Genomic DNA, 23,825 nt, shown 5'->3' with positions numbered 1-23,825 from the left:
TAAGGTCGGGTCCGACCGGTCGGCTCCCCCTCCGCACCGCCGGTCACCGTGCGGTCGATGCGCTCTCCTCCGCGTGAGGGTCCGCGCCGCGCCCCCAGGAGCGCACGCCGAGACGAGCACCCCGCCATCGAGACGCGCGGACCGTCACCCCGACCGGGTCCGCGCCCGCGTCAGCGCGTGCACCGAGGCCGAGCGCCGGCACGGTCGGGGCGCCCCCAAGGGCAGCGACCAGACCTCCGCCTGACGGGCCGCGCCGCCGGGCTGCACTGTGCCCGCCCGGGTCGCGCGGCCTGATCAGGCGCTCACAGTGCAAGGACCCCTCAGGCCGGCAGCGCCCGCCGGGGCCGGGCCACCAGCTCGCCCCCGCAGTTGGGGCAGACGTTCCGCAGCTCCTCGCCGCAGCGCACGCAGAAGGTGCACTCGTAGGAGCAGATCCGGGCGGGCGCGTCGTGCGGCAGGGCCGCCGTCGTACAGCGCTCGCAGCGGTCGCGCATCTCCAGGGCCATCGTGGTCCTTCTCCTCGGTGACGGGGTGACGAGTGGGTCGTGCCCATCCTCGCCGCCGCCGGGACGCCGGGCAGGGCCGCGCCGGGTCAAAGATCAACACGATCGGGCCACCCCGACACGGCCGCCTCAGCGCCACTCCACGGCGAACGCCCGCCCCGGATTCTCCGTGAGGATGCGCGTGACCAGCTCCTCGCCCACGGCGAGCGCGAGCCGGGGCCGCACCCGGCGCAGCAGGTGGGGCATCCCCGGCCCGCCGTCGACCGAGCGGGCCGCGGCGATCGTCGTGTCGCCGCCCAGCAGCAGACGGTCCCCGAAACCGGCCTCGGCCAGGGCCCGTACGGCGTCCGGCATCCGCCAGTCGGTGGCGTGGTGTGCGCGGGACGGGCCGTCGAACGCCAGGTAGCAGCCCGCCTCGGCCGCCTGCAAGTGCACCACGGTGTCGGGGGAGCGGTTCAGATGCCCGAGCACCACCCGGTGCGGCGGCACCCCCCGCTCCCCGCACAGCAGGTCCAGCACGTCCAGCGCGCCCGTGCCCAGCTCCAGATGGACGGCGAGGGGCGCCCCCGTCGCATGGTGCGCCTCGGCCGCCGCGGCCATGGTCCAGCGGGTGTGCGCGTCGAGGACGTGGAACCCGCCCGCGACCTTGATCAACCCGGCCCGCACGCCGGACGTGCCGATGCCGTCGGTCAGTTCGGCCACGAACACCTCGGCGAGCCGGCCGCGCAGCCCGGCGAGCGTCGCCTCGTCGTAGTGGACGTCCTGGTGCAGCCCCGTCGCCGCCACGACGTGCACCCCCGACTCCCGGGACAGCGCCGGCAGGTCGGCTGCCCGCCGCCCCAGCCCGTACGGCGTCCACTGCACCACGGATCCGCCGCCCTGCTCCCGGAACGCGGCCAGCTCGGCCCGCGCCGCCGACCGACTGCGCAACTCCTGCCCGGGCAGCCGGGGACTGCTCAGAAACAGGTGGTCGTGCGCGTCGCACACCCCCAGCCGCCCGGGCGGCACGTCGCCGAGCACCGTGCGGACCGTGCTCACCACCGGCGCCCCCTGGGCAGCCGGTCCCGGCCCGGCGCCGACAGGTGCAGCACCCGGAACACGTCGCCCTCCGCCTCGGGCGTGCTCTGCTCCCAGAGCGAGAAGTGGACGAGCTCCCAACGGCTCGTGTCCACGGCCGCCGCCGCCAGGACCGCCCCGTCCCGCGCCGCCAGCCGCCCGGCCTCCCGCACCGCGTCCTGCGCCACGTCCGCCGCCCGCGCGTCGGCCGGCACGGACTGTCGTCGCCGTACCGCGAACCGCGCCCGGGATCCGCCGCCGGGCTCGTGCGCGAGCCCCGTCCACTGCCGCACCCGCGGCCGCCCGAAGTCGTCGCTCAGACCCTGGAAACCGCCGCCCCACAGAAAGGCGTTCATGCCGTCGACCGTGTTCCACAGGTAGAAGGGGGCGTACTGGTTGACCGGCGAGCCGTGCTCACCGCGCTCGCGCACCAGGTACGCCTTGAGGCCCAGCCCCGCCCAGTCGTCGAGCAGATGCCCGAGGCGGGCGACGCGGTCGTGGATGACGCGCATGTCGTAGTCGGCGGGCAGAGTGAGTTCGTACTGCATGGCGTGCATCGGCTGTCTCCTCGGGTGTGTCGCGTCAGGCGGTACGGGTGTCGCGCGGGGCGAGCAGCGACAGCAGTCCCCGCACGCCCGCGTCGAAGGCGTCGGGGGACCCGCAGGCGCGGGCGAGGACGTACCCGCCCTGGACGGTGGCGACGACGGCCGCCGCGATCTCCTCCCCGACCACCTCGGGCGGGAAGTGCCCGAGCCGTCGGCCTTCCTCGACGAGCGCGGCGAGCCGCTCCCGCAGCCAGCGGAGCGTCTCGTCGACCGGGGCGCGCAGCTCCGCGCTGGCGACGACGTCCGGGTCCATGGTCAGCCGCCCGATCGGACAGCCGCGCAGCACGTCCCGCTCCCGCCGCAGATACGCCTCGATCCGCTCGTACGGCGTCCCGGGTCCCTCCAGGACCGCCGAGGCGGCCGCCCGCATCTCCTCGGCGGTCCGCCGGATCGCGGCCAGCGCGAGATCCGGCTTGCCCTTGAAGTGGTGGTACATGCTGCCCTGGCCGGCCTCCGCCCGCTCCAGGATCGCCTTCGGGCTGGTGCCCACGTAGCCGCGCTCCCACAGCAGCTCGCGGGTGGACTCGATCAGACGTTCCGGCGTGCTCATACACCTACTGTACATACCAGTAGGTACAGTAGTCGAGTCGCTCACCCGCCCGGCGCGTACTCCCCGGAAGGTAGGCGAACGGCCGCTGCCCGGACGACGCCCCGCGTCCCTGTCCGGACGACCCTCGAAAGCGACACGCAAGCGCACGGCGACCGAGGAGTTGACCGACCATGCAGAACCTGGCGCACTTCGGTGACGGCGGGCCCCGCCCGTGGATCCTGCTCTTCCCGGTGATCTGGGCGCTCGTCATCGGCGGCGGCATCGCGCTGCTGCGCCGCACGGCGTGGCACGGGCGCCCCGGCCCCCGGCGGCACGCCGCCGACGGCGAGGACTCGCCCCTCACCGTCCTCGGCCGCCGCTTCACCTCCGGCGAGACCGACGAGGACGAGTGCTGGCGCCGACTCTCCGTCCTCGACGAGCAGTTCGGCGCTCCACGCGAGCGCCGTGCGTGACGGCCGCGGTCAGAGGGGACGGGTCACCGCCCGGTCAGCCGACGACGGCGGACCGGGCGGGAGCGTGTGCCGGTCGGTGGCCGTCGACGGCCACGACCTCGGGGAACCGGTGCGCACCGACCTCTGCGGGCGTACGGCGTGGCGGACGGGCCGACCGGTCGCGCGTGCAGACCGCGGTCGGCAGGGTGAACCACACGACCTTGCCGGACTCGCCGTCGGGCCGCGCGCCCCAGCTCTCGCTGAGCGCGGCCACCATGGCGAGCCCGCGCCCGCACGTGGACAGGACGTCGGCTTCGTCGACGTCCTCCACCTGCGGAAGACGCGGATCGTGGTCGCGCACCGAGACGGTGAGCCGGTCGAGCAACAGCTCCATCTCGACCGTGCACGTCTTGTCGGGCTGGGCGTGCAGGTGGACGTTGGTCAACAGCTCCGTCACACCGAGCGCGGCCCGGTCTATGAGCGGATCGAGATGCCAGTAGCGCAACTGCGCCGATACGATTCTGCGGACCTGGCCGATCCGCGACGGCAGGGCTTGGAGCTCCACCGTGCAGTGCCTGCTTGGGTTGCTGATCACGGCTGCGACTCCCCGACGTGAGGTCCGGAAGAACACGGAGTTCGGATCGATCGGAGCAGTGCGTCTGCGCGAGGCGGCCGCCTGCTGTCGTGTCCGGCGGGCTGGTTCGCAGCGTTATCGCCGGTAAACCCAGAGTGACGTGAGACCAGCGTGGCGCAAGGGGTCGGGGACCGCAACTCGCCGTCCCCGCAGGGTCACCCCGTGCGAACGGCTTCAGTCCTCGCGCCCCGCCGCCCTGCGCACGGCTTCGATGAAGCGGCTCACGGCCGGTGGGCCCGGCTCGCCCGGTGCGGGGTCGTGGTCGCCGAGGGTCAGCAGGTACCGCTTGCCGTTGAGGTCCGCCAGCGCCCGGTCCTCCGGCGCGAACCGGGGCCGGGAGGCGCGGACCGCCTGCACCGGAGCACTGTCGATCTCGCTGCCGTAGCTGGTGAGCAGTTCCAGCCTGCCGTCGTTGATGCGGACCTGTCCGGCCCGGGTGAGCGAGCGCAGTCGCTTGTCGATCCGCACGCCCGTGGCCGTGAACTCCGGCTCCGCCATGCCCCGCCCCCTTGCACGTGGGTGTGCCGGTCCCTGCCGCAGCGCGGACGGGAACCGGTCCGTGTCGTGATCCTGTGCGCCCCCCGTACGGGACCCTCGCCCCGCCGGGTGCAGTCTGCCCGGGCGCGGCGGCGAGCACCAGTCCGCACGAGACGCGGGCCGGGGCATCCGGAGCACTCGCGCGAATGCGCCCCCACCGCACCGGCCGCCGCCCCCAGGGGTGTCTTTGAGGCGCCCAAAGATGCGTTTATGCAGGTGAGAAGCGTGTGGAAGGTGCTTATGATCGAGGTGTCGGCCGCGTGAGGCGCCGTCGGAGCGAAGTACGAAGGAGCCCTCGCCGTGAGCACCACCGAGCCGTCCCGCACCGGCGCCACCCTCGACGTCGACCGCAGTGACACCGCCTACCGCATCTGGCTGAAAGACGCCGTCCGCAAGGTCCAGGCCGACGCCAACCGATCGGCCGACACCCACCTGCTGCGCTTCCCGCTGCCCGAGCGGTGGGGCATCGACCTGTACCTCAAGGACGAGTCGACCCACCCCACCGGCAGCCTCAAGCACCGCCTCGCGCGCTCCCTGTTCCTGTACGGCCTGTGCAATGGCTGGATCCGGCACGACCGTCCGGTGATCGAGGCGTCCAGCGGCTCGACGGCCGTGTCGGAGGCCTACTTCGCCAAGCTGATCGGCGTGCCCTTCATCGCCGTCATGCCGCGCACGACGAGCGCCGAGAAGATCCGCCTGATCGAGTTCCACGGCGGCCGGTGCCACTTCGTCGACGACCCGCGCACCATGTACGAGGAGTCGGCCCGCCTCGCGGCGGAGACCGGCGGCCACTACATGGACCAGTTCACCTACGCCGAACGGGCCACGGACTGGCGCGGTAACAACAACATCGCCGAATCGATCTTCCGACAGCTGGAGCGGGAGCGGTTCCCGGAGCCGGCGTGGATCGTCGCGACGGCGGGCACCGGCGGCACGTCGGCGACCATCGCGCGCTACGTCCACTACACGCAGCACGACACCCGTGTGTGCGTCGCCGACCCCGAGAACTCCTGCTTCTTCGAGGGCTGGACCACCGGCGATCCGGACGTCACCTGCGACTGCGGCTCACGTATCGAGGGCATCGGCCGGCCGCGCATGGAGCCGAGCTTCGTGCCCGGCGCCGTCGACCGCATGATGAAGGTCCCCGACGCCGCGAGCGTCGCCGCAGTTCGCGCCCTCGAGCGGGCCATCGGCCGCAAGGCGGGCGGCTCGACCGGCACCGGCCTGTGGAGCGCCCTGAAGATCGTCGCCGAGATGGTGGCCGACGGACGGCAGGGCAGTGTGGTCACCCTGCTGTGCGACCCGGGCGACCGCTATCTCGACAAGTACTACTCCGACGCCTGGCTCGCCGAACAGGGCCTCGACATCGCCCCCTACACGGCGGCCATCGACTCGCTGCTGGCGACGGGGGTCTGGCCGGACTGAGGGGTCCTTGCACTGTGAGCGCCTGATCAGGCCGCGTGGTCCGGTGCCGTGCATCGCAAGGCGCCGGAGAGCCCTCGTAGAGGAGCCACCAGGGCTTTCCCGCAACGCGGCGAGGTGCGGTGCCGGGCCGCGCGGCCCAGGCGGGCACAGTGCAAGGACCCCTGAGGGTCCTGCGTCCCCGGATCCGTCCCTGCGGGCCTGTTCCCGCCGATCCTGCCCGCGCCCCTACCCGCCCGCCGCCAACCGCCGGCCCAGACGCGTCATGGCGTCCCGGAAGGCGCGGGACTGGGCGGCCCGGGCCGGTTTCATGAACAGGCGGAACGGCGCCGACCCGTCCGCCGCGAAGGTCCACCGGATCCGGGTGCCGCGGTCGGCGGGCATCAGCCGCCACTCCTCGGCGAGGGCCCACACGCCCGGCGCGTTGGTCGTGTCGACGCGGTAGGCGTACACCTCGGGCTCGCGCGCCGCGAGGATCGTCTCCCGGAACCTGATCCCGCCCTTGAGACGGATCTCCCGGCCGGCCCCGTCGTCGACCGGCCGGGCGGACGTCACCTGGGGGAACCACTCCGCCCAGCCGGGCACGTCGCCGGCCAGCGCGCGGAACACCCTGTCGGGCGGGGCGGGCAGTTCCGCGGCGAAGACCAGGCGGACAGGCGCGCTCCCGACGAAGTCGAGCCCCACCGGACGCAGACGACGGGCCATGCTGAAGCCACCCCCTCGGTCGACGCTGCGTCATCCCAGCCGCTGTCCCGTCAGTTGTCCGCACCCTCGTCGGGCTCGCCGGCGACCACCAGACGGCGCAGGCGTTCGGAGATCTCCGCGCGCGCCGGCGCCGGCAGCCCCGCGTCCGTCACCAGCGTGTCGACCTGGTTCAGGGTCGCGAAGGAACTCAGCCCCACCACGCCCCACTTCGTGTGGTCGGCGACCACCACGACCCGCCGCGCCGACTGCACCAGCCGCCGGTTGGTCTCGGCCTCCGCCAGGTTCGGCGTGGACAAACCGGCCTCGGCCGATATCCCGTGGACGCCGAGGAAGAGCAGGTCGAAGTGGAGCGCCGCGATCGCCTGGTCGGCCACCGGCCCCACCAGCGAGTCGGACGGCGTGCGCACCCCGCCGGTCAGCACCACCGTGGCCGCACCCTGTCGGGGCCCCGACGTGCGCTGCGCCACGTGGAAGACGTCGGCCACCCGCACCGAGTTGGTCACCACCGTCAGATCCGGCACGTCGACCAGCTGGTGCGCGAGCGCGTACGTCGTGGTCCCGCCGGACAGGGCGATCGCGCTGCCCGGCGCGACCAGCTCGGCCGCCGCCCGCGCGATGTCCTCCTTCGCGGTCAGCTCCAGCCCCGACTTGGCCTCGAACCCCGGCTCGTGGGTGCTCGCCTCCACCACCGGCACCGCACCGCCGTGCACCTTCTCCAGGACGCCCTGCCGGGCCAGCGCGTCGAGATCGCGCCGCACCGTCATGTCCGACACGCCGAGCTTGCGCGTCAGCTCGTTGACGCGGACGCCGCCCCGTCGCCGGACCTCGTCCAGGATCAGGGCGCGACGCTGCTCCGCGAGGAGGTTCTGATTCTCACTCACGTACGCTCCGGTCCTCTCGCCTCAAGCCGATCCACTCCGTCCGACATGCCCGCGCACCTGCTACGACGAGGTCATTGTGCCGGTCGGCGGGGCTGCGGGCGTCCCATCCTCGCACGGGCGGGTACCGGTCGCGCCACCACCTGCCCGACGCGGGCATGTCACACCCCGGACCGAGGTCCCGCTCGCCCCACGGAACGGGAGAGATTCGGTGACAACAGGTGTGCACGGCCCGCTCAGCGGAGATCCTTGCCCCGCACGCACACATGTCGGCAGCGCGTCACGGGGGAAGTGCGAGAGCAGTGGAACGTGCGCAGGAACGGGCCGCGTCCGGCGCGGCGACGGGAGCCGCCCTGGAACTGCTGGTCCACGGCGTGGGCGGGGCCACGCCCGAGAGGATGCTGAACGATCCGCGCACCGTGCGGATCACCGGCGACGACACGGCCGCCGTCTTCCGGCGCGCCGAGGACGCGGACGCCGACCGTCCCGACGACGCCACCGGCGGCCCCCGGGACCGACCGGTCCCCGAGGCCTACGTCTGGTGCAACCTCACCTCCGGCAACGGCACCCGCGCCCTGTGGCTCCTGCTGCTGCCGTTCATGGTCGTCAACCTCGCCCACTGGATGCGCCCCGCCGCCCGGGAACGCACCCGCCCCGTGCGCCTGTACGGCCTGCTGGTGCGCCTCGCCGGACTCAGCCTGACGGTGCTGCTCGTCGCCGCGGCCTGCGAGGTCGCCCTCGACCTGACGGCCTGGCAGTGCGCCGGCACCCGCGCCTGCGCCGAGCGCCACTCCTGGCTGAACCTGCTGTCCCCGGCGCTGTCGGACGACGGCTGGTGGAGCGCGCCCGGCCGTCGCCTCGCCCTCGCGGCCCTGGTCCCCACCGCCCTCACCGGCCTGCTCTGGTACCTCTCCCACCGCACCTGGCGGGCCTACGAGTCCCAGGAGCCGCCGGGCGGTCGGCCCGAGCCGGCCGACGCACCCGCCCACACCGCCCTGGGCCGGCCCGGCTTCTGGTACGGACGCCGCCTGGTGGCCCGGCTGCGCGCGGCCCACACCGCGGCCGGCCTGCTCACGATCGCCGCGGCCGTCGGATCGACCGCCGCACGCCAAGACCGCGCCCCGGGCGGCCCCGCGCTGCTCGACGTCCTCGGCCGGCTCCTGGCGGTCGCCCTGGCCGGCGGCGCGCTCGCCACGCTGTGGGTGGTGTGCCGCCGCGGCCGCAGCGAACGCCGCCTCGACCGCGCACTCGACGCCCGCCTCGTACGCCGCCTGCCCCTGGCCGCCCTCGCCCTGCTCGCCCTCACCCTCGTGTACGCCGGCTGGGAGCGCCCCGGCTGGCGTTCGGCCGGCCGTCTCCCCGGCGACGTGACATTCGGCGGGATCGCCGTGCTCCAGGGTGCCCTGGTGATCGTCCTCGCCGGCGTCGCCACCGTGCTGCACCGCCGTTCCCACGAGGCCTCCGGCCGGGCCGCGTTGCACGGCCTCGGCGGCCCCGCCGTCGTGATGCTGGCCTGCGCCCTCGGCGGGGTGATGTCCGGCGGCGTGTCGCAGCGGGTGTCGGACTGGCTGGACGGCACCGGTGGCTTCCTCCCCGGGCCGCCCGTGCTGCTGACCTGGCAGGCGTCCGTCATTCCCGTCCTGCTGCTCGTGCTGCTCGTGCTGGGCGGACTGCTCGCCCGGCAGACCGTGCGGCTGGCGCGTGCCGAACGCGCCGCGGTCGAGCGCGACTACGCGGTGGGGCCCGCGGACGCGGCCCGCACCCAGCGCATCGCCCGCGCCCGCGCGATGGCCACCCTCACCGACCGCGGGCCCCTCGTCGTCGCCGTCACCGCCGCCACGACCCTGCTGCTGGGCGCCGGCGCCCTCGTCGGCGCCTTCGCCACCGGGAAGACACCGAACCGGGCCGCGGAGGGCACCCTGCCCTTCCTCGAAGGCGCCGCCCGGACCGGACAGGCCCTCGGCTCCTGGCTGATCGGGCTCGGGTTCATACTGTTCGTCACCTGGGGCCGGCGTGCCTACAAGGACCCCTCCGCCCGGCGCACCATCGGCATCCTCTGGGACGTGGGCACCTTCTGGCCGCGCGCCGCCCACCCCTTCGCACCGCCCTGCTACGCCGAACGCGCGGTGCCCGACCTGACCTGGCGGATGGCCACCTGGACACGCGCCACCGGCGGACGGCTGGTGATCTCCGGCCACTCCCAGGGCAGCGTCCTCGCGGCCGCCGCAGCCTGGCAGCTGGGGGCGGCCGACCGTCGACGCGTCGCCCTGCTCACCTACGGCTCGCCGCTGGAACGCCTCTACGGCCGCTGGTTCCCCGCCCACTTCGGCCCGGCCGCGCTGACCGCGCTCCACGAGGACATGGATTGCTGGCGCAACCTCTACCGCCTCACCGACCCCATCGGCGGGCCGGTGAGGCTGGCCGGCGACCACTGCGGCCCCGCGGTCGACCGCGCCCCCCTCGCCGACCCGCTTGCCTACGGCCGTACCGAGGACCACCCGCTGCCCACGCCGCTCCTCGGACACTCCGACTACCAGGCGGACCCGGCGTTCGCACAGGAACGGCAGCGCCTGCTGGCCCGCCTGCACCCGGAGGTCCCCGCACCGCGCGCGGAGGGGTCCGACGACGGGGCCTAGGGTTCCTTGCACCGTGAGCCTCTGATCAGGCCGCGCGGTCAGGCGGGCACAGTGCAAGGACCCCCGAGAGCTCCGAACAGAGGGGGAGACCGGTCAGCCGGCGGCGTCCGGTGCGTGCGATCGCAAAGCGCCGGAAGCTCCTCGTAGCGGAGCCACCCGGCCCCTCGGCGACGCGGCGAGCCGCGTGCCGGGCGCCGCGTGCCGGGCGCCGCGTGCCGGGCGCCGCGAGCCGGACTCCCCTTCTGCCCGGGGCTCTCAGGGCAGCTCGGGCAGATCCTCCGCGTACAGCAGCGTCAGATCGTCGGTGCTGGGCTCCGGCACCTGCGCGACCCGGCTCGCGTGGCGTTCCACCATCGCCTCGAACGTCTGGCGGGCGGTGCGGCCGTTGCCGAAGGCGGGGCCCTTCGGGATCTCCGTGAAGTACTTCAGCAATGCCTCGGCGGTCCCCGACGCGAGCCGGTACTCGTGCTCCTCGGCCTGCTGCTCCACGATCCGCAGCAGCTCCTCGGGCCCGTAGTCGCCGAAGGTGATGGTCCGTGAGAAACGGGAGGCCACGCCGGGGTTGACCGACAGGAACCGCTCCATCTCGGCGGTGTAGCCGGCCACGATCACCACGACGGCGTCCCTCTGGTCCTCCATCAGCTTCACGAGCGTGTCGATGGCCTCCTTGCCGAAGTCACGCCCCGCGTCCTCCGGCGACAGCGCGTACGCCTCGTCGATGAACAGCACACCCCCGCGGGCCCGCTCGAACGCCTCCTGGGTGCGGATCGCCGTGGAACCGATGTGCTCTCCGACCAGGTCGACGCGGGAGACCTCGACGAGATGGCCCTTCTCCAGGACGTCCAGCGCGGCGAGGATCTCCCCGTACAGACGCGCCACCGTCGTCTTGCCGGTACCGGGGGAGCCGGTGAACACCAGGTGGCGCTTGACGGAGGCCGCCTTCAGTCCGGCCTGCTGCCGGCGCCGGCCCACCTCGATCATGTCGGTCAGCGCACGCACCTCGCGCTTGACGCTGTCCAGGCCGACCAGCGCGTCGAGTTCACCGAGCACGTCCGTGGAGGTGCGCACCGGCTTCTCCGGGCCGCCGGCCGACGCCGGCACCGTGTCCCGCTGCTCGGGGATCGCGCCGAGCAGGACCGGCGACGGGGGGACCGCCGTCTGCACGGCCGTCTCGAGCGCCGTCGACGGGTCGCGCGCCCCCGCGCTCTCGTCGCTCGTGCAGTCCTCGGCCACCGGGCCCGACCCGGGCGGCGCGTCGGCGGCGTCGGCGAACTCGTACCCGCCGCGCGCGCAGCGCTCGGTCCGGCATCTGCGCAGCGTCGTTCGGCAACCGTCTATCACGTGGAAGCCGTAGCCGCCGCTGCGCGTCACCCGGCAGTTCAGGAAGCTGCCGCGGCCGCCGGCCGACACGTAGAACCCCGCCTCGGCGGGGGAGTCGACCGTGCAGCGCTCGACGGTGGGATCGGCGCCCTTGGTGACGATCACACCGGTCTGGGTGGCGTCCACGGTGCAGTTGTTGAGGGTGCCGCCGCTGCCGTGGTCGCGGAACCAGGCCCCAGTGCCGGCGTCCCGGATCCGGCAGTCGTCGAGCTGTGCGGTCGCGCCGTCGCTGACCGACACGGCCGTGTTGCGCACCTGCGACAGGTCGCTGTCGACGACGTCCACGCGCGAGCCGCGGTCGAGGACGAACAGGGCGTCCGGCACGTCGTGCACACGACAGGAGTCCAGGACGGCCGTGGCGCCGTCGCTGACCCACACGGCGGGGTAGTCGCCGGTGCTGTCGAAGATCTCGCACTGGTTGGCGTCCACCCTGGTGCCCGGGTCCCACACCGACAGCCCGTTGCGCCCGAACTGACGCACCGACGTGCGGGTGAGGGTGAGGACGGAACGCGAGCGCAGGTCGACCGCGTTCTCCGGGATGTCGTGGATACGGCAGTCGGCCAGGGTGAGCACGGCGTCGGTGTCCAGGGTGACACCGTCAGCGGTGGTGCGGTGCACATCGCAGTCGGTGAGGTGGCCGGTGGCCTGGGCGGTGATCTGGACGCCGCTGCCCCTGACCTCGTACACCTCGCAGCCCACCGCCTCGAGGGCGGAGTTCTCGCCGGTCGCGCTCAGGCCGCTGCCCGAGGTGTGGTGCACCCGGCAGCGCTCCAGGCGCGGATGCCCGCCGCCGCGGACGGCGACGCCCGCCTGCCCGGCGGCGACGACCTCGCACTCCTCGAAGACACCGCCGCCGCCGTCGACCACGGCGATGCCGATGCCCGCCGGATTGTCGACGGTGCACCGCCGTACCGTCGGCCGGGCTCCACCGCGCACCTCGATGCCGGCCGAGGACCGGGACACGATCCGCACGTCCAGCAGTTCGGGTGTGCCCTCCTCTACGAGCACCGCGGGCGCCGCCGCGTCCTGGCCCTCCACGTGCAGGTCCTGCACCACCGCCGAGGCCCGCACGGTCAGCGGCACACCGTCCGCGGGCGCGATCCGCACGGAACCGGGGGCGCCCTCGGGACCGCGCAGGGTCACCGCCCGCTCGATGACGAGGTTCTCCCGGTAGGTGCCGGGAGCGATGGTGAGGACGTCGCCCTCGGCCGCGGCCTCCAGGGCGGCGGCGAGCGATGCGTACTCACCCGTGCGGCGCCGCCACCGCGATGCGCCGGTGTGCGTCACCTGGACCGTGCCCTGTGCCATGGAGTTGCCTTGCCCCCACCTCGTCGTACGCGGGTCGATGCCGAATGCTTCGGCCGGACCACCGTAGCGTGTGGACGGGCGCTGAGTTGACCAAGACAGAAGGTGTCAGCAACCTGTACCGGTGCGGCCCCAGTCCGGGCCGGCGCGGTCCCAGGCCTGGTCCCAGACGGCGTACCGACGGCGGAGCATGCGCCACACGATCACCCGTCGGCCGCCCTCGACGACGCCGGCGGCGAGCAGGGCCGCGCCGAACCCGGCGAGGACGGCGTGCGCCGTCGCCGTGGCGGAGTCCAGCGGCCGCGCCACCGGTCGGCCGTGCGCGTCGGTCCACATCCGGAACTCGTCGCCCTGCCGCGGGGATCGCAGGTCGGCCACGACCGTGCCGCGGTGGTCGGTGCCGTCGGGCGCGGTCCAGTCGGCGACCACGCGGCTGCGGGTCTCGCGCCCGGTGGCCGTCTCGGGGTTCGCCTCCAGCGGCGAGGGGGCCGGTGTGCGGGCCACGGTGGCCGTGACCGGGTGGCGGGACGCGTGCTGCTCGCGCACCGACCGCTGCAGCGCGTCCCGTGTGACCGCCCCGACGAGGGAGCCGACGACGGGTGCGAGGAGGAGGATCGACAGCAGGGCCGTCAGAGCGAGCCACGCCTCGACCAGATCAGTCGTACGGCGCAACGGGTTGTGCCGCCAGCGCCAGAGTCCGCCGATCGCTCTCATGTGTCCCGCACCCCCTTCTGCTCCGTGATAACGCCCCGAGGGGCCGTTCACGGCGGGGACCGGTCGAAGAGAGAGCCACATCACCTGGAACCGGGTCCCCTCATGGACTTCTCACGAGAGCACAACGGCCGGAGGGCGAGCGCGGGTTCCCGCGCCCGTCCGGCGCGGGCAGAGCGCGGCCGGAACTACGCGACGATCCGGACCGGGTCGCCGACCCGGACCGTGCCGCGCGACAGCGGCACCAGGTTCTGCCCGAAGACCAGCTTGCCGTCGAGGCGGCGGTGCCGGCCGAGGGAGTACAGGGGCTCCCTGCCGCGGACCGCGGTGGTCTGGTCGGTCGTCGTCACCACGCACCGCCCGCAGGTCTTCGCCACCCGGAAGCCGACCTCGCCGATCGTCAGACGCGACCAGCCGTCCTCGGCCCACGGGGCGGTGCCGGCCACGACCAGGTTCGGCCGGAACCGGTTCATCGGCAGCGGGCCCTCGGCGGCGTGCTCACCCTGCGCGATCAGGGAGTTGAGGGCGTCGAGGGACGCGGTCGTGGCGAGCAGCAGCGGGTAGCCGTCGGCGAACGTGACCGTCTCGCCGGGCAGGGCGTACGCGGGGTCGACCGGGCGGCGCGTCGCGGGATCGTCCATGTGCACCAGGCGCACCTCCGATCCCAGGTAGGCGCTGCACCAGGCGTGCGCGGCCGGGTCGGCGAGGGCGCCGTCCACCTTGTCGCGGAAGATCTCCACCACGACCGTGCCCACCGGCTCCGGCACGGCGACGGTCAGGGGCTCACGACCGGGAGCGGACAGACGCAGGCCGCCGCCGGGCAGGAGCTCGGCGGCGGCCATGGCGAGGCGCGGCTGCTGGCGTTGCGTGACGACCTTTCCCCCGTCGTCGATCAGCGCCCAGCGTCGGTCTCCGGCCAGCCCCCAGGGCTCCACGAGGGCCTCCCGGGGCGACAGACCCCGGAACGCCTTGACCGGATGAACGTGAATCGACAGCAGTCGCGCATGATGCCCCATGGGCCCATCCTGCCAGGTGGCGTGGACGGGCCCTGCGACGGATCAGTAGCCGCGGTACTGCTGGTTGTTGTACGGATCCTGGTAGGGAGCACCGGCCGGCCGGGGAGCCGCGGGGCGCATCGCCTCATAGCCCATGCCGGGTGCCGCCGGGCGCGGCTGCTGCGCCTGCGGGCCGGGGTAGCCGCGCGGCGCGGTGGCCTGCGGCGGGATGTAGGCCGCCTGCTGCAGCGGGGCGGGCTGCTGCGTCTGCGGGTAGCCGTAGGAGGGCTGGGACGGGGCCGCCGGGAGGGCGGGCAGTGCCGAGGGCAGCGCCGGCAGGCTGCCGGTCGGCATGGCGTACTCGGCGGGGACCCGGATCGGGGCGATCTGCGGGGTGCCCCGCTCGGCCACGAGCGAGTCGTAGATCGGAGTGTCCGGGAAGGAGGCGGAGTAGTAGCCGCCGCCATAAGTGGAGCGGGGGGAGGTCATGGGACATAAGTTAAGCCCACGATGTGCTGGTTGGGGAGACCGATAAGAGGGTTGTTTTCCGTGTCGGCGATGACTTGGGATCCCCAATGCGAGCGAACTTGGCAAAAAGGGGCGGCAATCCACGCTGTGATCGGATAAAGGCCGAGTTCCGGGCGGGTTACCGGCGGTCTGCCGGGGTTGTTCGGCGCTTGTTTCCGCGCCGCGGATGGGCGTTCCCGGTCCGGCCGAATAGGTTGGCCGGGTAGACAGGACCGAGGACGCCGGGACGAGCGCCCGGCCCCGCGACAGGTGATGGGGGCGGACATGTCAATGCCGAAGGGCTCCAACACGCCGGTGCCGACGACGGCGCTGCGGGTGGAGGTCGGCTGGCGCTCCGGGCCGGGCGTGCCCGACGCGGACGCCTCCGCGCTGCTGCTGGTCGGTGGGAAGGTCCGCTCCGACAGCGACTTCGTCTTCTACAACCAGCCGGCGCACGCCTCCGGCGCGGTCCGCCACGAGGGCAAGCGGCACGCGGGCGGCCGGGTCACCGACACCCTGCTCGTCGACCTCGCGCGCGTGGAGCCCACGGTCGAGACGGTCGTCCTCGCCGCCTCGTCGGACGGCGGCACGTTCGGACAGGTGCCGGACCTCGCCGTCGAGGTGCGGGACGCGCAGCAGAACACGGTGGTGGCCCGCTTCGACAGCACCGACGCGAGCGTCGAGACGGCCTTCGTGCTGGGCGAGTTCTACCGCCGCCAGGGCGCCTGGAAGTTCCGGGCCGTCGGACAGGGCTACGGCAGCGGCCTGGAGGGCCTGGCCACCGACTTCGGCATCACCGTCGACGAGCCGCAGCGCGCGGCACCCCCCGTGACCGCGCCGTCGACCCCGCAGATCCCCGCGACGCCTGTGCCGCCGCCCGTGACGATGCCCTCCGTCCCCGCCGCCGTGCCCCCGCCCCCGCCGCAGGCGCCGCCCACCGCGCCGGTCCGCCTGACCAAGGTCACGCTGACCAAGGCCGCCCCGTCCGTGTCGCTGACCAAGCAGGGCGGCACCTCGGGCGCGATGCGCGTGAACCTCAACTGGGAGGTGCGCAAGCAGTTCTCGCGGTGGGGCAGCAAGCACGGCCGCGCCGTCGCCCTCCACAACGACCTCGACCTGGACCTGTGCGCCCTGTTCGAACTCGCCGACGGCCGCAAGGGAGTCGTCCAAGCCCTCGGCAACGCCTTCGGCGCGCTGCACCAGCCGCCGTACATCCACCTCGACGGCGACGACCGCACCGGGGCCGTGTCCAGCGGTGAGAACCTCACCGTCAACCTCGACCACAAGGACGCCTTCCGGCGCATCCTCGTCTTCGTGACCGTCTACGAGGGCGCCCGGTCCTTCGCCGACCTGCACGCCACGGTCACGCTCCACCCCCAGTACGGTGCCCCGATCGACTTCTCCCTGGACGAGTGCACCGTCCCGTCGACGGTGTGCGCGCTCGCGCTGATCACCAACACCGGCAGCGACCTCGTCGTCCAGCGCGAGGCCCGCTACCTCGTGCCGGAACGCGGCGTCAGCCCGCAGCGCACCGTCGACCACGCCTACGGATGGGGCATGAACTGGACGCCGGGCCGCAAGTGACGCGGGTTCAGGCTCCGAACAAGAGGGAGGCCGAGCCGGGCTCCCTCCTGTTCGGAGCTCTCAGCCCTCGTCGGGCACGGCGTCCGGACGGGCGTAGGTGCGGCCCTTCCAGGCCGCACCGCGCCCCCGGTAGTGCTGCACGGCGGAGTCCACCGTCATCAGGAGGTAGAGGAGGGCGGTGAACGGCAGCAGCGGTGCGAGCCACAGCGGCTGGTGGTAGTACCGCAGCATCGGCACATAGGTGCCCGTCATCACCAGCCAGGCCGGGCCGCCGAGCCACGCCGCGGACGCGCTGCCGGTGGTGAGCCCGGTCAGGACGGCGAGCGGCGGCACCAGGTACACCAGGGTGAGGCCGAGGACCGTGCCGGCCAGTACGAGCGGACGGTGCCGCAGCTGCGCGTAGGCGCTGCGCGACACCATCCGCCACAGGTCGCGCAGGCTCGGGTAGGGGCGCACACTGTCCACCCGGTCGGCCAGCCCGAGCCAGATGTGGCCGCCGCTCCTCTTCACGGCCCGCGCGAGCGCGACGTCGTCGATGACCGCCTGCCGGATGCCGTCCGGGATGCCGGCCCGCGCGGCCGCCTCCGTGCGCAGCAGGACGCAGCCGCCGGCCGCGGCCGCCGTGCGCGCGCCGCGCCGGCCGACACGGCGGAACGGGTACAGCTGGGCGAAGAAATAGACGAAGGCCGGCACGACCAGCCGCTCCCACAGGCTCTCCACGCGCAGCCGCGCCATCTGCGAGACCAGGTCGAAGCCCCCGGTGCGCGCCGCCGCCACCAGTTCCCGCAGGCTGTCCGGGGCGTGCGCGATGTCGGCGTCCGTCAGGAGGAGGTATTCGGGCTCACGCGCGCGTGACAGGGCGATACCGTGCCGCACGGCCCACAGCTTGCCCGACCAGCCCGCGGGCGGCTCGCCCGGCGAGACCACGGTCAGCGGCAGCCCGCCGAGCCGCCGTGCGAGCTCACGCGCCAGCTCGCCGGTGCCGTCCACGCTGCCGTCGTCGACGAGGAACACCTCCGCCCGCCCCGGATAGTCCTGCGCGAGCAGCGACGGCAGGCTTACGGGCAGCACCGCCGCCTCGTCCCGCGCGGGGACGACGACACCGACCGACGGCCACGTGCCCGGCTCCCGGCGCGGCGGCAGCCGTACGTCGGTGCGCCAGAAGAAGCCCTGGCAGAGCAGCAGCCACGTCCACGCGGCGAGGGACACGGCGGCGATCCACACGATGGCGCTCACGGGCGCAGTCTGCCCCACCCGACCGGGCCTCCACGGCACATCGTCTATCGTGGCCGGGTGAAGATCGCGCTCATGGACTCCGGAATCGGGCTGCTGGCGGCCACCGCCGCGGTACGGCGCCTGCGACCCGACGCGGATCTCGTGCTCTCCCTGGACCCCGACGGAATGCCCTGGGGGCCGCGCACGTCCGCGGACCTCACCCGGCGCGCGGTGGCCGTCGCCGAGGCCGCCGCCGCCCACGGGCCCGACGCCCTCATCGTCGGCTGCAACACGGCGACCGTCCACGCCCTGCCGACCCTGCGCGAGCGCCTCGAACCCGCCATCCCGGTGATCGGCACCGTACCCGCCATCAAGCCGGCCGCGGCCGGCGGCGGCCCCGTCGCGATCTGGGCCACGCCCGCCACGACCGGCAGCCCCTACCAGCGCAACCTCATCCGGGACTTCGCCGGCGGCGTCACCGTCGCCGAGGTGCCCTGCTGGGGCCTGGCCGAGGCCGTGGAGCACGCCGACGAGGCGGCGATCGACGCCGCCGTCGCCGCGGCCGCGGCCCTGACCCCCGAGGACGTCACGACCGTCGTCCTGGGCTGCACCCACTACGAACTCGTCGGCGAACGCATTCGCGCCGCCGTCCAGCGCCCGGGCCGTCTCCCGCTCGCCCTGCTCGGCTCGGCCGGCGCGGTCGCCGCGCAGGCGCTGCGCCGCATCGGCGTCCCCGCCGCGCCCGACGCGGAGGCCCGCGGCACCGTGACCGTTCTGCTCAGCGGCCGCGAGGGCGGCCTTCCGGTTCCCGCCCTCGCCTACGCGGAGGGGCGTCTGCTCCAGGCGGTCAGCCCCGCCCCGTGACGGGCCGGTCACCGCGCCGGCCCACCCGGCACCGCGCGTCCTCCGGGCGGCCCAGTCACCCTCCGCGACCCGGTACCGGCGGAGAGAAACCTGAGTAACCTCATACCCATGAGGGATCCCCACGCCGGCGGGGACGACGCCCCGCACGTCTGGCACGGACGCGCCACCAACCGGTTCCAGTGGCTGCTCGCGCTCGTGGGCGCCGCCTGCATGGCCCTCGGCGTCGAGCTGGCCGTCGACTCCGCGTGGACCTCCGGCGTCGCGCTGGTCGTGTCCGTCGTGGGCTGCATCGCCGCCGGACTGCTGGTCCTCTTCGGCACCCTCGCCTTCGTCCACGTCGACCTGAAGCTCGACAGGGAGTCCCTCGAGGTGCGCTGCGGCCACATCGGGCTGCCGCGCCGCCGCATCCCCCTCGCGCATGTCGCCGGTGCCGACTTCGACCCGCACGTCACCCCCCGCCACTGGGGCGGCTGGGGCTACCGCTGGCGGCCGGAGAAGGGCACCGCCGTCGTCGTACGGCGTGGCGAGGGCGTCGTGCTGCGCCTCTGGGACGGCCACACGTTCACGATCACCGTGGACGACGCCGAATCCGCCGTGCAGGCCATCAGGGACCGGCTGCGGCAGAGCACGCCCGGCGCGGCGCACTGACGCCGGACGCGCTGGTCAGGCGGCCGGGCGGTCGTCACGCGGGCGCCGGTCCCCGGCCGGCCGGGGTGGCGCGTCGACGGGGGCCGGTTCCACCGCGAGCGGACGGGCCGTGGCCAGGCCCGCCAGCAGACCGGCGCCGACCGACACGGCGGTGAAGCTGAGCACGTTGCCGACGCAGGCGGCCGCCGCCAGCGCCGTGAGCGCGGCACCCGCGGTGAGGACCACCGGGGTCGGGCGCGGGGCGCGCCACAGCGCGAACAACAGCCAGCAGAAGGCAGCCGCCAGCAGCAGCACCCCCACCACCCCCTGCTCGGCGGCCATCTGCAACGGCGCGGAGTGCGGTTTGCCGTCGGGCAGGGCCGAGCGGGCCGCCGTCGCGCTGAGCTCTCCGAACCGACCCGGTCCCACGCCGAGACCGGGGTCGCGGTGCGCGAGGTCCAGGGCGTCGCGCCACAGGTCGACCCGGCGCGGCGTCAGCCGGTCCGCCAGCGAGGCGGCGAGCCCGCAGGGCAGCGCGCGGCCGGCCACCGCCCAGGTCAGGGCCGTTCCGCCGGCCGCGGCCAGGGTCAGTCCGGCGAGGCCCGCGCCCCGGTGCCGCATCCGGCCGGCCGCAAGGGAGCACAGCAGAACGGCGCCGCAGGTCACCACGGCGGTGGTCGCCCCCAGGACCGCCCCGGTCACCGCGACGCCGACCGCCACCAGCCGCAGGGCGAACCGCAGCGCGGGCACCGGCGTGGCCCAGGCGGCGCAGCACGCGGCGCCCGCCGACAGGGTCAGCACCGCGGTGGTGGCACCCGCGTGCCCGAGCGGGCCGGCGAACTCGGGACCCGGGGTGAGCCGCGGCAGCGCCACCGTCAGACCGAGCCCCGCGACCGCCGCGGCACACGGCGCGGCGACGGGCAGCAGCACGCCGCACATCCGCCCCGCCGCGTAACCGGCGGCCACGGCCAGCACCGCCAGCAGCACACCCTCCGGGCGTCCGCCCTGGGCCGTCGCGGTGATCAACGACCAGGCCGCGCAGGCTCCGAGCACTGCGACGCCGGCCGCGTCAGAAACGTTTCGCCTGTTGTCGACGTTCCGAGCGTCGTCGATCTGCCGTCTGTCGTCGTCCGCCTCCTGGCCGGCCGCGGACGACGTACCCGTGAACCGCACGCGTCCCCCCGAACCCGGTCTCCCGCGGACCGCCCCGCGCCTCCGGCCGCCCCGCGCGGCAGGAGCTCTGGCTCACGGTAACGGCTGACGGGCGGTTTGTGGATGACGTGCGCGGGATGCGGGGCGGTCCCGGGGCGCGGGCGGTGCTGTCGGCCAAAAGGTGACTCGCCGTACACTCCCGGAGTGACCGTCACCGCAACTTCCGTGGCCCGGCCGGACCAGCTGGACCCCACCCCCGCGCCGTCGCGCGGCACCAGGCTCCGGCGCCTCGTCCCCGCCGCCACCGCGGCGCTCGCCGGAGTGCTCCTCTACGTCAGCTTCCCGCCCCGCACCCTGTGGTGGCTCGCCCTGCCCGCCTTCGCCGTCCTCGGCTGGGTGCTGCGCGGCCGGAGCTGGAAGGCGGGCCTGGGCCTCGGATACCTCTTCGGTCTCGGCTTCCTGCTGCCGCTGCTGGTGTGGACCGGTGTCGAGGTCGGCCCCGGTCCCTGGATCGCCCTGGTGGTCATCGAGGCGGTCTTCGTCGCCCTGGTCGGCGCCGGTGTGGCGGTCGTGTCGAAGCTGCCCGCCTGGCCGGTGTGGGCGGCCGCGCTCTGGACCGCCGGTGAGGCGGCACGCGCGCGTGCGCCCTTCGAGGGCTTCCCCTGGGGCAAGATCGCCTTCGGTCAGGCGGACGGCGTGTTCCTGCCGCTCGCCGCGGTGGGCGGCACCCCCGTGCTCGGCTTCGCGGTCGTGCTGTGCGGATTCGGCCTCTTCGAGGTCGTGCGTCTGGCGCTCCGGTGGCGGCGCACCCGCGCGGTGCGCCGGTCGGCCGCCGTGCTGGCGCTGCTCGGCGTCGCCGTGCCGGTCGTGGGCGCCGTGGCCGCCCGCCCGCTGGTGAGCGACGCGGCGGAGGACGGCACCGCGACGGTCGCCCTCGTCCAGGGCAACGTGCCCCGCCTCGGCCTCGACTTCAACGCCCAGCGCCGGGCCGTGCTCGACTACCACGTGCGCGAGACGCGCCGCCTGGCCGCCGAGGTCGCGGCGGGCACGGTACCCCGGCCGGACTTCGTGCTGTGGCCGGAGAACTCCTCCGACATCGACCCCTTCGCCTACGCGGACGCCGCCACCGTCATCCAGGACGCCGCCGAGGCGGTGGGTGTGCCCGTCTCCGTCGGCGGGGTCGTCGAGCGCGACGGCAGGCTCTACAACGAGCAGATCCTGTGGGACCCGGCGAAGGGACCCACCCAGACCTACGACAAGCGGCAGATCCAGCCGTTCGGCGAGTACCTGCCGCTGCGCTCGTTCATCGGAGCCATCAACCCCGACTGGACCGCGATGGTCCGCCAGGACTTCAGCCGGGGCACCGAGCCGGGCGTGTTCGACATCGGCGGCACCAGGGTCGGGCTCGCCACCTGCTACGAGGCGGCCTTCGACTGGGCCGTGCGCGACACCGTCACCCACGGCGCCCAGCTGATCTCCGTGCCCAGCAACAACGCCACCTTCGACCGCAGCGAGATGACCTACCAGCAGCTCGCCATGTCCCGCGTCCGCGCGGTCGAGCACAGCCGGACCGTCACCGTGCCCGTGACCAGCGGCGTCAGCGCGATCATCATGCCGGACGGGAAGATCACCCAGCGGACCGGGATGTTCGTCGCGGACTCCCTGGTGCAGAAGGTGCCCCTGCGCTCCTCGCAGACGCCCGCGACGCGCTTGGGCACCATCCCGGAGATGCTGCTGGTGCTCGTCGCCGCGGGCGGACTGGGCTGGGCGCTCGGCGCGGGAGTGCGGGAGCGGCGGGCGCCGGCGCAGGGGCAGGCGCAGGGGGCGTCGGAGGCGCAGGCATAAGGGACTGCGGGAGCGGGGGCCCGGCGGAGCAGGGGCAGGTGCGGCGCGCGTCACTTGGTCGGGCGGCACGGGGTGGTGTCGCCCGGGCGGGCTGATGGGATCGTGCGCCCTGGTCGGGTGACACGGGGGCGTGCGCCTCGGGTGGGCGGCGCGGTGGCGTGCGCTCCGGGCGGGTGGCGCGGTGGCGTGCGCTCCGGGCGTGCGGCGAGCGGACGGAGCTGTTCACCGGTCGCGCGGCAGGTCCGTACGCCCTCCGGGGGCCTCTGCGCGCCTCCGGGCGCGGGTGCCGGCCCCGGATAGGGTCGGCGCATGCCAACTCCAGACTTCATCCGCGCGATCCGGACGACCGCCGGTCACCAGTTGCTCTGGCTCCCCGGCGTCAGCGCCGTCGTCCTCGACGACGAGGGCCGGGTGCTGCTGGGGCAGCGGGCGGACAACCACCAGTGGACCGTGATCACGGGCATCCCCGACCCGGGCGAGCAGCCGGCGGACTGCGCCGTGCGAGAGGTGTACGAGGAGACCGGCGTGCACTGCGTGCCGGAGCGGGTGGTACTGGTCCGCGCCGGCAGGGAGGTCGAGTACCCCAACGGCGACCGCTGCCAGTTCATGGACATCACCTTCCGCTGCCGGGCCGTCGGCGGCGAGGCGCGCGTCAACGACGACGAGTCCGTCGACGTGGGCTGGTTCGCGGTGGACGCCCTGCCGCCCCTGCACGAGCGGCAGCTGTTCCGTCTCAAGCAGGCACTGTCCGACGAACCCACATGGTTCGAGACCACGGATTCGCAGTGAAGTATGGGGTCTGACCATATGGGGTGGTGGCGGGGCGCTGCCTAGGGTCGGTCCATGACCACACCCCCCACCGCCCCGGGCCACCTCACTTCCCCCTCCCTCGACCTCGGTGGCCGCAGCGCCCTCGTCACCGGCGCCGCCGGCGGTATCGGCCGCGCCTGTGCGCTGCGGCTGGCGGCCGCCGGGGCCACGGTGCGGGCCGTCGACCGGGACGCCACCGGCCTGGCGACGCTCGTCGAGAGCGCCGGCGGTCTGCCGGGCGCCGTCGAGGCGCACGTCCTGGACCTCATGGACCTGGACGCCGCCGAACGCGCCGCCGCCGGAACCGACGTCCTGGTCAACAACGCGGGCCTGCAACTCGTGCGGCCCCTGGAGGACTTCCCGCCGGACGTCTTCCACACGGTGCTCACCGTGATGCTGGAGGCGCCGTTCCGGCTCATCCGCGGCGCCCTGCCCCATATGTACGGACAGGGCTGGGGCCGCATCGTCAACATCTCCTCCGTCCACGGACTGCGCGCCTCCGCGTACAAGTCGGCGTACGTGGCCGCCAAGCACGGACTGGAGGGACTGTCCAAGACCGCCGCCCTGGAGGGGGCGGCCCACGGCGTCACCTCCAACTGCGTCAACCCGGCCTACGTCCGCACGCCCCTCGTGGAGCGGCAGCTCGCCGATCAGGCGCAGGCGCACGGCCTGAGCGAGGAGGGCGTGCTCTCCGAGGTGCTCCTGCGGGACAGCGCCGTCAAACGGCTCCTCGAACCGGAGGAGGTCGCCGAGGCCGTCGCCTACCTCTGCGGCCCGCAGGCGTCCTTCGTGACCGGCACCTCGCTGGTCCTGGACGGCGGCTGGACCGCGCACTGAGCCGCCCGCGACCCGGGGCGTCCGGAGTTTTCCACA

At 74.2% G+C, this 23,825-nt stretch carries 23 protein-coding genes; 9 read left to right on the top strand and 14 right to left on the bottom strand.

Annotated features, from left to right (window positions below; translation table 11 throughout):
• Nucleotides 1-320: 320 nt before the first annotated feature.
• From ACZ4YY_RS22575 to ACZ4YY_RS22560, 4 genes are all read right to left on the bottom strand, one after another.
• Nucleotides 321-506: a DUF1272 domain-containing protein gene (locus tag ACZ4YY_RS22575; protein ID WP_468292940.1), complete on the bottom strand. Its 186-nt coding sequence runs from the start codon at nt 504-506 to the stop codon at nt 321-323.
• Nucleotides 507-632: 126 nt separating this feature from the next.
• Complete coding sequence (locus ACZ4YY_RS22570) at nt 633-1,541, bottom strand: phosphotriesterase family protein (protein WP_468293237.1); 909 nt, start codon at nt 1,539-1,541, stop codon at nt 633-635.
• Entirely contained in the window at nt 1,538-2,116 is a 579-nt protein-coding gene (locus ACZ4YY_RS22565; protein WP_468292938.1) for a DUF4865 family protein, read from the bottom strand. The genes ACZ4YY_RS22570 and ACZ4YY_RS22565 overlap by 4 nt, the downstream gene beginning before the upstream one ends.
• A gap of 25 nt (nt 2,117-2,141) precedes the next feature.
• Nucleotides 2,142-2,714 carry a TetR/AcrR family transcriptional regulator gene (locus ACZ4YY_RS22560; RefSeq protein ID WP_468292935.1) on the bottom strand — a complete coding sequence of 191 codons (573 nt, stop codon included), beginning with the start codon at nt 2,712-2,714 and terminating at the stop codon, nt 2,142-2,144.
• A gap of 170 nt (nt 2,715-2,884) precedes the next feature.
• On the opposite strand from ACZ4YY_RS22560, the gene ACZ4YY_RS22555 reads away from it, so the two are divergent.
• Nucleotides 2,885-3,166, top strand: coding sequence for an SHOCT domain-containing protein (locus ACZ4YY_RS22555; protein ID WP_468292932.1), 282 nt, complete (start codon nt 2,885-2,887; stop codon nt 3,164-3,166).
• Nucleotides 3,167-3,200: 34 nt separating this feature from the next.
• On the opposite strand, the gene ACZ4YY_RS22550 is transcribed toward ACZ4YY_RS22555, so the two are convergent.
• Both ACZ4YY_RS22550 and ACZ4YY_RS22545 read right to left on the bottom strand, forming a co-directional pair.
• Nucleotides 3,201-3,740 carry an ATP-binding protein gene (locus ACZ4YY_RS22550; protein WP_468292929.1) on the bottom strand — a complete coding sequence of 180 codons (540 nt, stop codon included), beginning with the start codon at nt 3,738-3,740 and terminating at the stop codon, nt 3,201-3,203.
• Nucleotides 3,741-3,953: 213 nt separating this feature from the next.
• Nucleotides 3,954-4,277, bottom strand: coding sequence for a hypothetical protein (locus tag ACZ4YY_RS22545; protein WP_468292926.1), 324 nt, complete (start codon nt 4,275-4,277; stop codon nt 3,954-3,956).
• A 339-nt stretch (nt 4,278-4,616) separates the two neighbouring features.
• Here ACZ4YY_RS22545 and cds1 point away from each other — a divergent pair, with 339 nt between their 5' ends.
• On the top strand, nt 4,617-5,741 hold the full coding sequence (gene cds1 / locus ACZ4YY_RS22540; protein WP_468292923.1) for an L-cysteine desulfhydrase Cds1: 1,125 nt from the start codon (nt 4,617-4,619) through the stop codon (nt 5,739-5,741).
• Between the two features lie 225 nt (nt 5,742-5,966).
• Here cds1 and ACZ4YY_RS22535 read toward each other — a convergent pair whose 3' ends face one another.
• Together ACZ4YY_RS22535 and ACZ4YY_RS22530 are read right to left on the bottom strand one after the other, a co-directional pair.
• Nucleotides 5,967-6,443, bottom strand: coding sequence for an SRPBCC family protein (locus ACZ4YY_RS22535; protein ID WP_468292920.1), 477 nt, complete (start codon nt 6,441-6,443; stop codon nt 5,967-5,969).
• Between the two features lie 50 nt (nt 6,444-6,493).
• Entirely contained in the window at nt 6,494-7,324 is an 831-nt protein-coding gene (locus ACZ4YY_RS22530; protein WP_468292917.1) for a DeoR/GlpR family DNA-binding transcription regulator, read from the bottom strand.
• A 299-nt stretch (nt 7,325-7,623) separates the two neighbouring features.
• Here ACZ4YY_RS22530 and ACZ4YY_RS22525 point away from each other — a divergent pair, with 299 nt between their 5' ends.
• Entirely contained in the window at nt 7,624-9,957 is a 2,334-nt protein-coding gene (locus tag ACZ4YY_RS22525) for a hypothetical protein (protein WP_468292915.1), read from the top strand.
• 255 nt (nt 9,958-10,212) lie between these two features.
• On the opposite strand, the gene ACZ4YY_RS22520 is transcribed toward ACZ4YY_RS22525, so the two are convergent.
• The 4 genes from ACZ4YY_RS22520 to ACZ4YY_RS22505 all read right to left on the bottom strand — a co-directional run bounded on the left by ACZ4YY_RS22520 (nt 10,213) and on the right by ACZ4YY_RS22505 (nt 14,837).
• The gene (locus ACZ4YY_RS22520; RefSeq protein WP_468292912.1) at nt 10,213-12,645 is read right to left on the bottom strand and encodes a right-handed parallel beta-helix repeat-containing protein; all 2,433 of its coding nucleotides are present in this window, start codon (nt 12,643-12,645) and stop codon (nt 10,213-10,215) included.
• Nucleotides 12,646-12,750: 105 nt separating this feature from the next.
• Nucleotides 12,751-13,356 carry an Rv1733c family protein gene (locus tag ACZ4YY_RS22515; RefSeq protein ID WP_468292909.1) on the bottom strand — a complete coding sequence of 202 codons (606 nt, stop codon included), beginning with the start codon at nt 13,354-13,356 and terminating at the stop codon, nt 12,751-12,753.
• 185 nt (nt 13,357-13,541) lie between these two features.
• Nucleotides 13,542-14,369, bottom strand: a complete 828-nt coding sequence (locus ACZ4YY_RS22510) for an MOSC domain-containing protein (RefSeq protein ID WP_468292907.1) — start codon at nt 14,367-14,369, stop codon at nt 13,542-13,544.
• 42 nt (nt 14,370-14,411) lie between these two features.
• Nucleotides 14,412-14,837, bottom strand: coding sequence for a DUF6643 family protein (locus ACZ4YY_RS22505; RefSeq protein WP_468292904.1), 426 nt, complete (start codon nt 14,835-14,837; stop codon nt 14,412-14,414).
• 309 nt (nt 14,838-15,146) lie between these two features.
• Here ACZ4YY_RS22505 and ACZ4YY_RS22500 point away from each other — a divergent pair, with 309 nt between their 5' ends.
• Nucleotides 15,147-16,439, top strand: a complete 1,293-nt coding sequence (locus ACZ4YY_RS22500; protein ID WP_468293236.1) for a TerD family protein — start codon at nt 15,147-15,149, stop codon at nt 16,437-16,439.
• Nucleotides 16,440-16,499: 60 nt separating this feature from the next.
• Here the strand turns inward: ACZ4YY_RS22500 and ACZ4YY_RS22495 are convergent, their stop codons facing one another.
• Complete coding sequence (locus ACZ4YY_RS22495) at nt 16,500-17,693, bottom strand: glycosyltransferase (RefSeq protein WP_468292901.1); 1,194 nt, start codon at nt 17,691-17,693, stop codon at nt 16,500-16,502.
• A 39-nt stretch (nt 17,694-17,732) separates the two neighbouring features.
• On the opposite strand from ACZ4YY_RS22495, the gene ACZ4YY_RS22490 reads away from it, so the two are divergent.
• Both ACZ4YY_RS22490 and ACZ4YY_RS22485 read left to right on the top strand, forming a co-directional pair.
• Nucleotides 17,733-18,518 (top strand): glutamate racemase, encoded by a 786-nt coding sequence (locus ACZ4YY_RS22490; protein WP_468292898.1) that lies wholly within the window; start codon nt 17,733-17,735, stop codon nt 18,516-18,518.
• Between the two features lie 108 nt (nt 18,519-18,626).
• Nucleotides 18,627-19,166 (top strand): hypothetical protein, encoded by a 540-nt coding sequence (locus tag ACZ4YY_RS22485; RefSeq protein WP_468292895.1) that lies wholly within the window; start codon nt 18,627-18,629, stop codon nt 19,164-19,166.
• A gap of 15 nt (nt 19,167-19,181) precedes the next feature.
• Here the strand turns inward: ACZ4YY_RS22485 and ACZ4YY_RS22480 are convergent, their stop codons facing one another.
• The gene (locus ACZ4YY_RS22480; RefSeq protein ID WP_468293234.1) at nt 19,182-20,258 is read right to left on the bottom strand and encodes an O-antigen ligase family protein; all 1,077 of its coding nucleotides are present in this window, start codon (nt 20,256-20,258) and stop codon (nt 19,182-19,184) included.
• A 243-nt stretch (nt 20,259-20,501) separates the two neighbouring features.
• Between ACZ4YY_RS22480 and lnt the strand changes: the two genes are divergently transcribed.
• The 3 genes from lnt (at nt 20,502) to ACZ4YY_RS22465 (ending at nt 23,789) form a co-directional block, all read left to right on the top strand.
• Nucleotides 20,502-22,142: an apolipoprotein N-acyltransferase gene (gene lnt / locus ACZ4YY_RS22475; RefSeq protein ID WP_468292893.1), complete on the top strand. Its 1,641-nt coding sequence runs from the start codon at nt 20,502-20,504 to the stop codon at nt 22,140-22,142.
• A 309-nt stretch (nt 22,143-22,451) separates the two neighbouring features.
• Entirely contained in the window at nt 22,452-22,931 is a 480-nt protein-coding gene (locus tag ACZ4YY_RS22470) for an NUDIX hydrolase (RefSeq protein ID WP_468292890.1), read from the top strand.
• Between the two features lie 54 nt (nt 22,932-22,985).
• Nucleotides 22,986-23,789: a 3-hydroxybutyrate dehydrogenase gene (locus ACZ4YY_RS22465; protein WP_468292887.1), complete on the top strand. Its 804-nt coding sequence runs from the start codon at nt 22,986-22,988 to the stop codon at nt 23,787-23,789.
• Nucleotides 23,790-23,825 lie beyond the last annotated feature (36 nt).

This window comes from Streptomyces sp. NPDC030143 (assembly GCF_055573695.1).
The sequence above is the reverse complement of the archived record's forward strand: the minus strand, read 5'-3'. Positions and strand labels throughout refer to the sequence as shown.

Bases quoted from the DNA above. Each gene is read 5' to 3' on its own strand.
- ACZ4YY_RS22575 (WP_468292940.1), bottom strand. From the start codon at position 506: ATGGCCCTGGAGATGCGCGACCGCTGCGAGCGCTGTACGACGGCGGCC.
- ACZ4YY_RS22565 (WP_468292938.1), bottom strand. From the start codon at position 2,116: ATGCACGCCATGCAGTACGAACTCACTCTGCCCGCCGACTACGACATG.
- ACZ4YY_RS22560 (WP_468292935.1), bottom strand. From the start codon at position 2,714: ATGAGCACGCCGGAACGTCTGATCGAGTCCACCCGCGAGCTGCTGTGG.
- ACZ4YY_RS22555 (WP_468292932.1), top strand. From the start codon at position 2,885: ATGCAGAACCTGGCGCACTTCGGTGACGGCGGGCCCCGCCCGTGGATC.
- ACZ4YY_RS22545 (WP_468292926.1), bottom strand. From the start codon at position 4,277: ATGGCGGAGCCGGAGTTCACGGCCACGGGCGTGCGGATCGACAAGCGA.
- ACZ4YY_RS22535 (WP_468292920.1), bottom strand. From the start codon at position 6,443: ATGGCCCGTCGTCTGCGTCCGGTGGGGCTCGACTTCGTCGGGAGCGCG.
- ACZ4YY_RS22520 (WP_468292912.1), bottom strand. From the start codon at position 12,645: ATGGCACAGGGCACGGTCCAGGTGACGCACACCGGCGCATCGCGGTGG.
- ACZ4YY_RS22515 (WP_468292909.1), bottom strand. From the start codon at position 13,356: ATGAGAGCGATCGGCGGACTCTGGCGCTGGCGGCACAACCCGTTGCGC.
- ACZ4YY_RS22510 (WP_468292907.1), bottom strand. From the start codon at position 14,369: ATGGGGCATCATGCGCGACTGCTGTCGATTCACGTTCATCCGGTCAAG.
- ACZ4YY_RS22505 (WP_468292904.1), bottom strand. From the start codon at position 14,837: ATGACCTCCCCCCGCTCCACTTATGGCGGCGGCTACTACTCCGCCTCC.
- ACZ4YY_RS22500 (WP_468293236.1), top strand. From the start codon at position 15,147: ATGCCGAAGGGCTCCAACACGCCGGTGCCGACGACGGCGCTGCGGGTG.
- ACZ4YY_RS22485 (WP_468292895.1), top strand. From the start codon at position 18,627: ATGAGGGATCCCCACGCCGGCGGGGACGACGCCCCGCACGTCTGGCAC.
- ACZ4YY_RS22470 (WP_468292890.1), top strand. From the start codon at position 22,452: ATGCCAACTCCAGACTTCATCCGCGCGATCCGGACGACCGCCGGTCAC.
- ACZ4YY_RS22465 (WP_468292887.1), top strand. From the start codon at position 22,986: ATGACCACACCCCCCACCGCCCCGGGCCACCTCACTTCCCCCTCCCTC.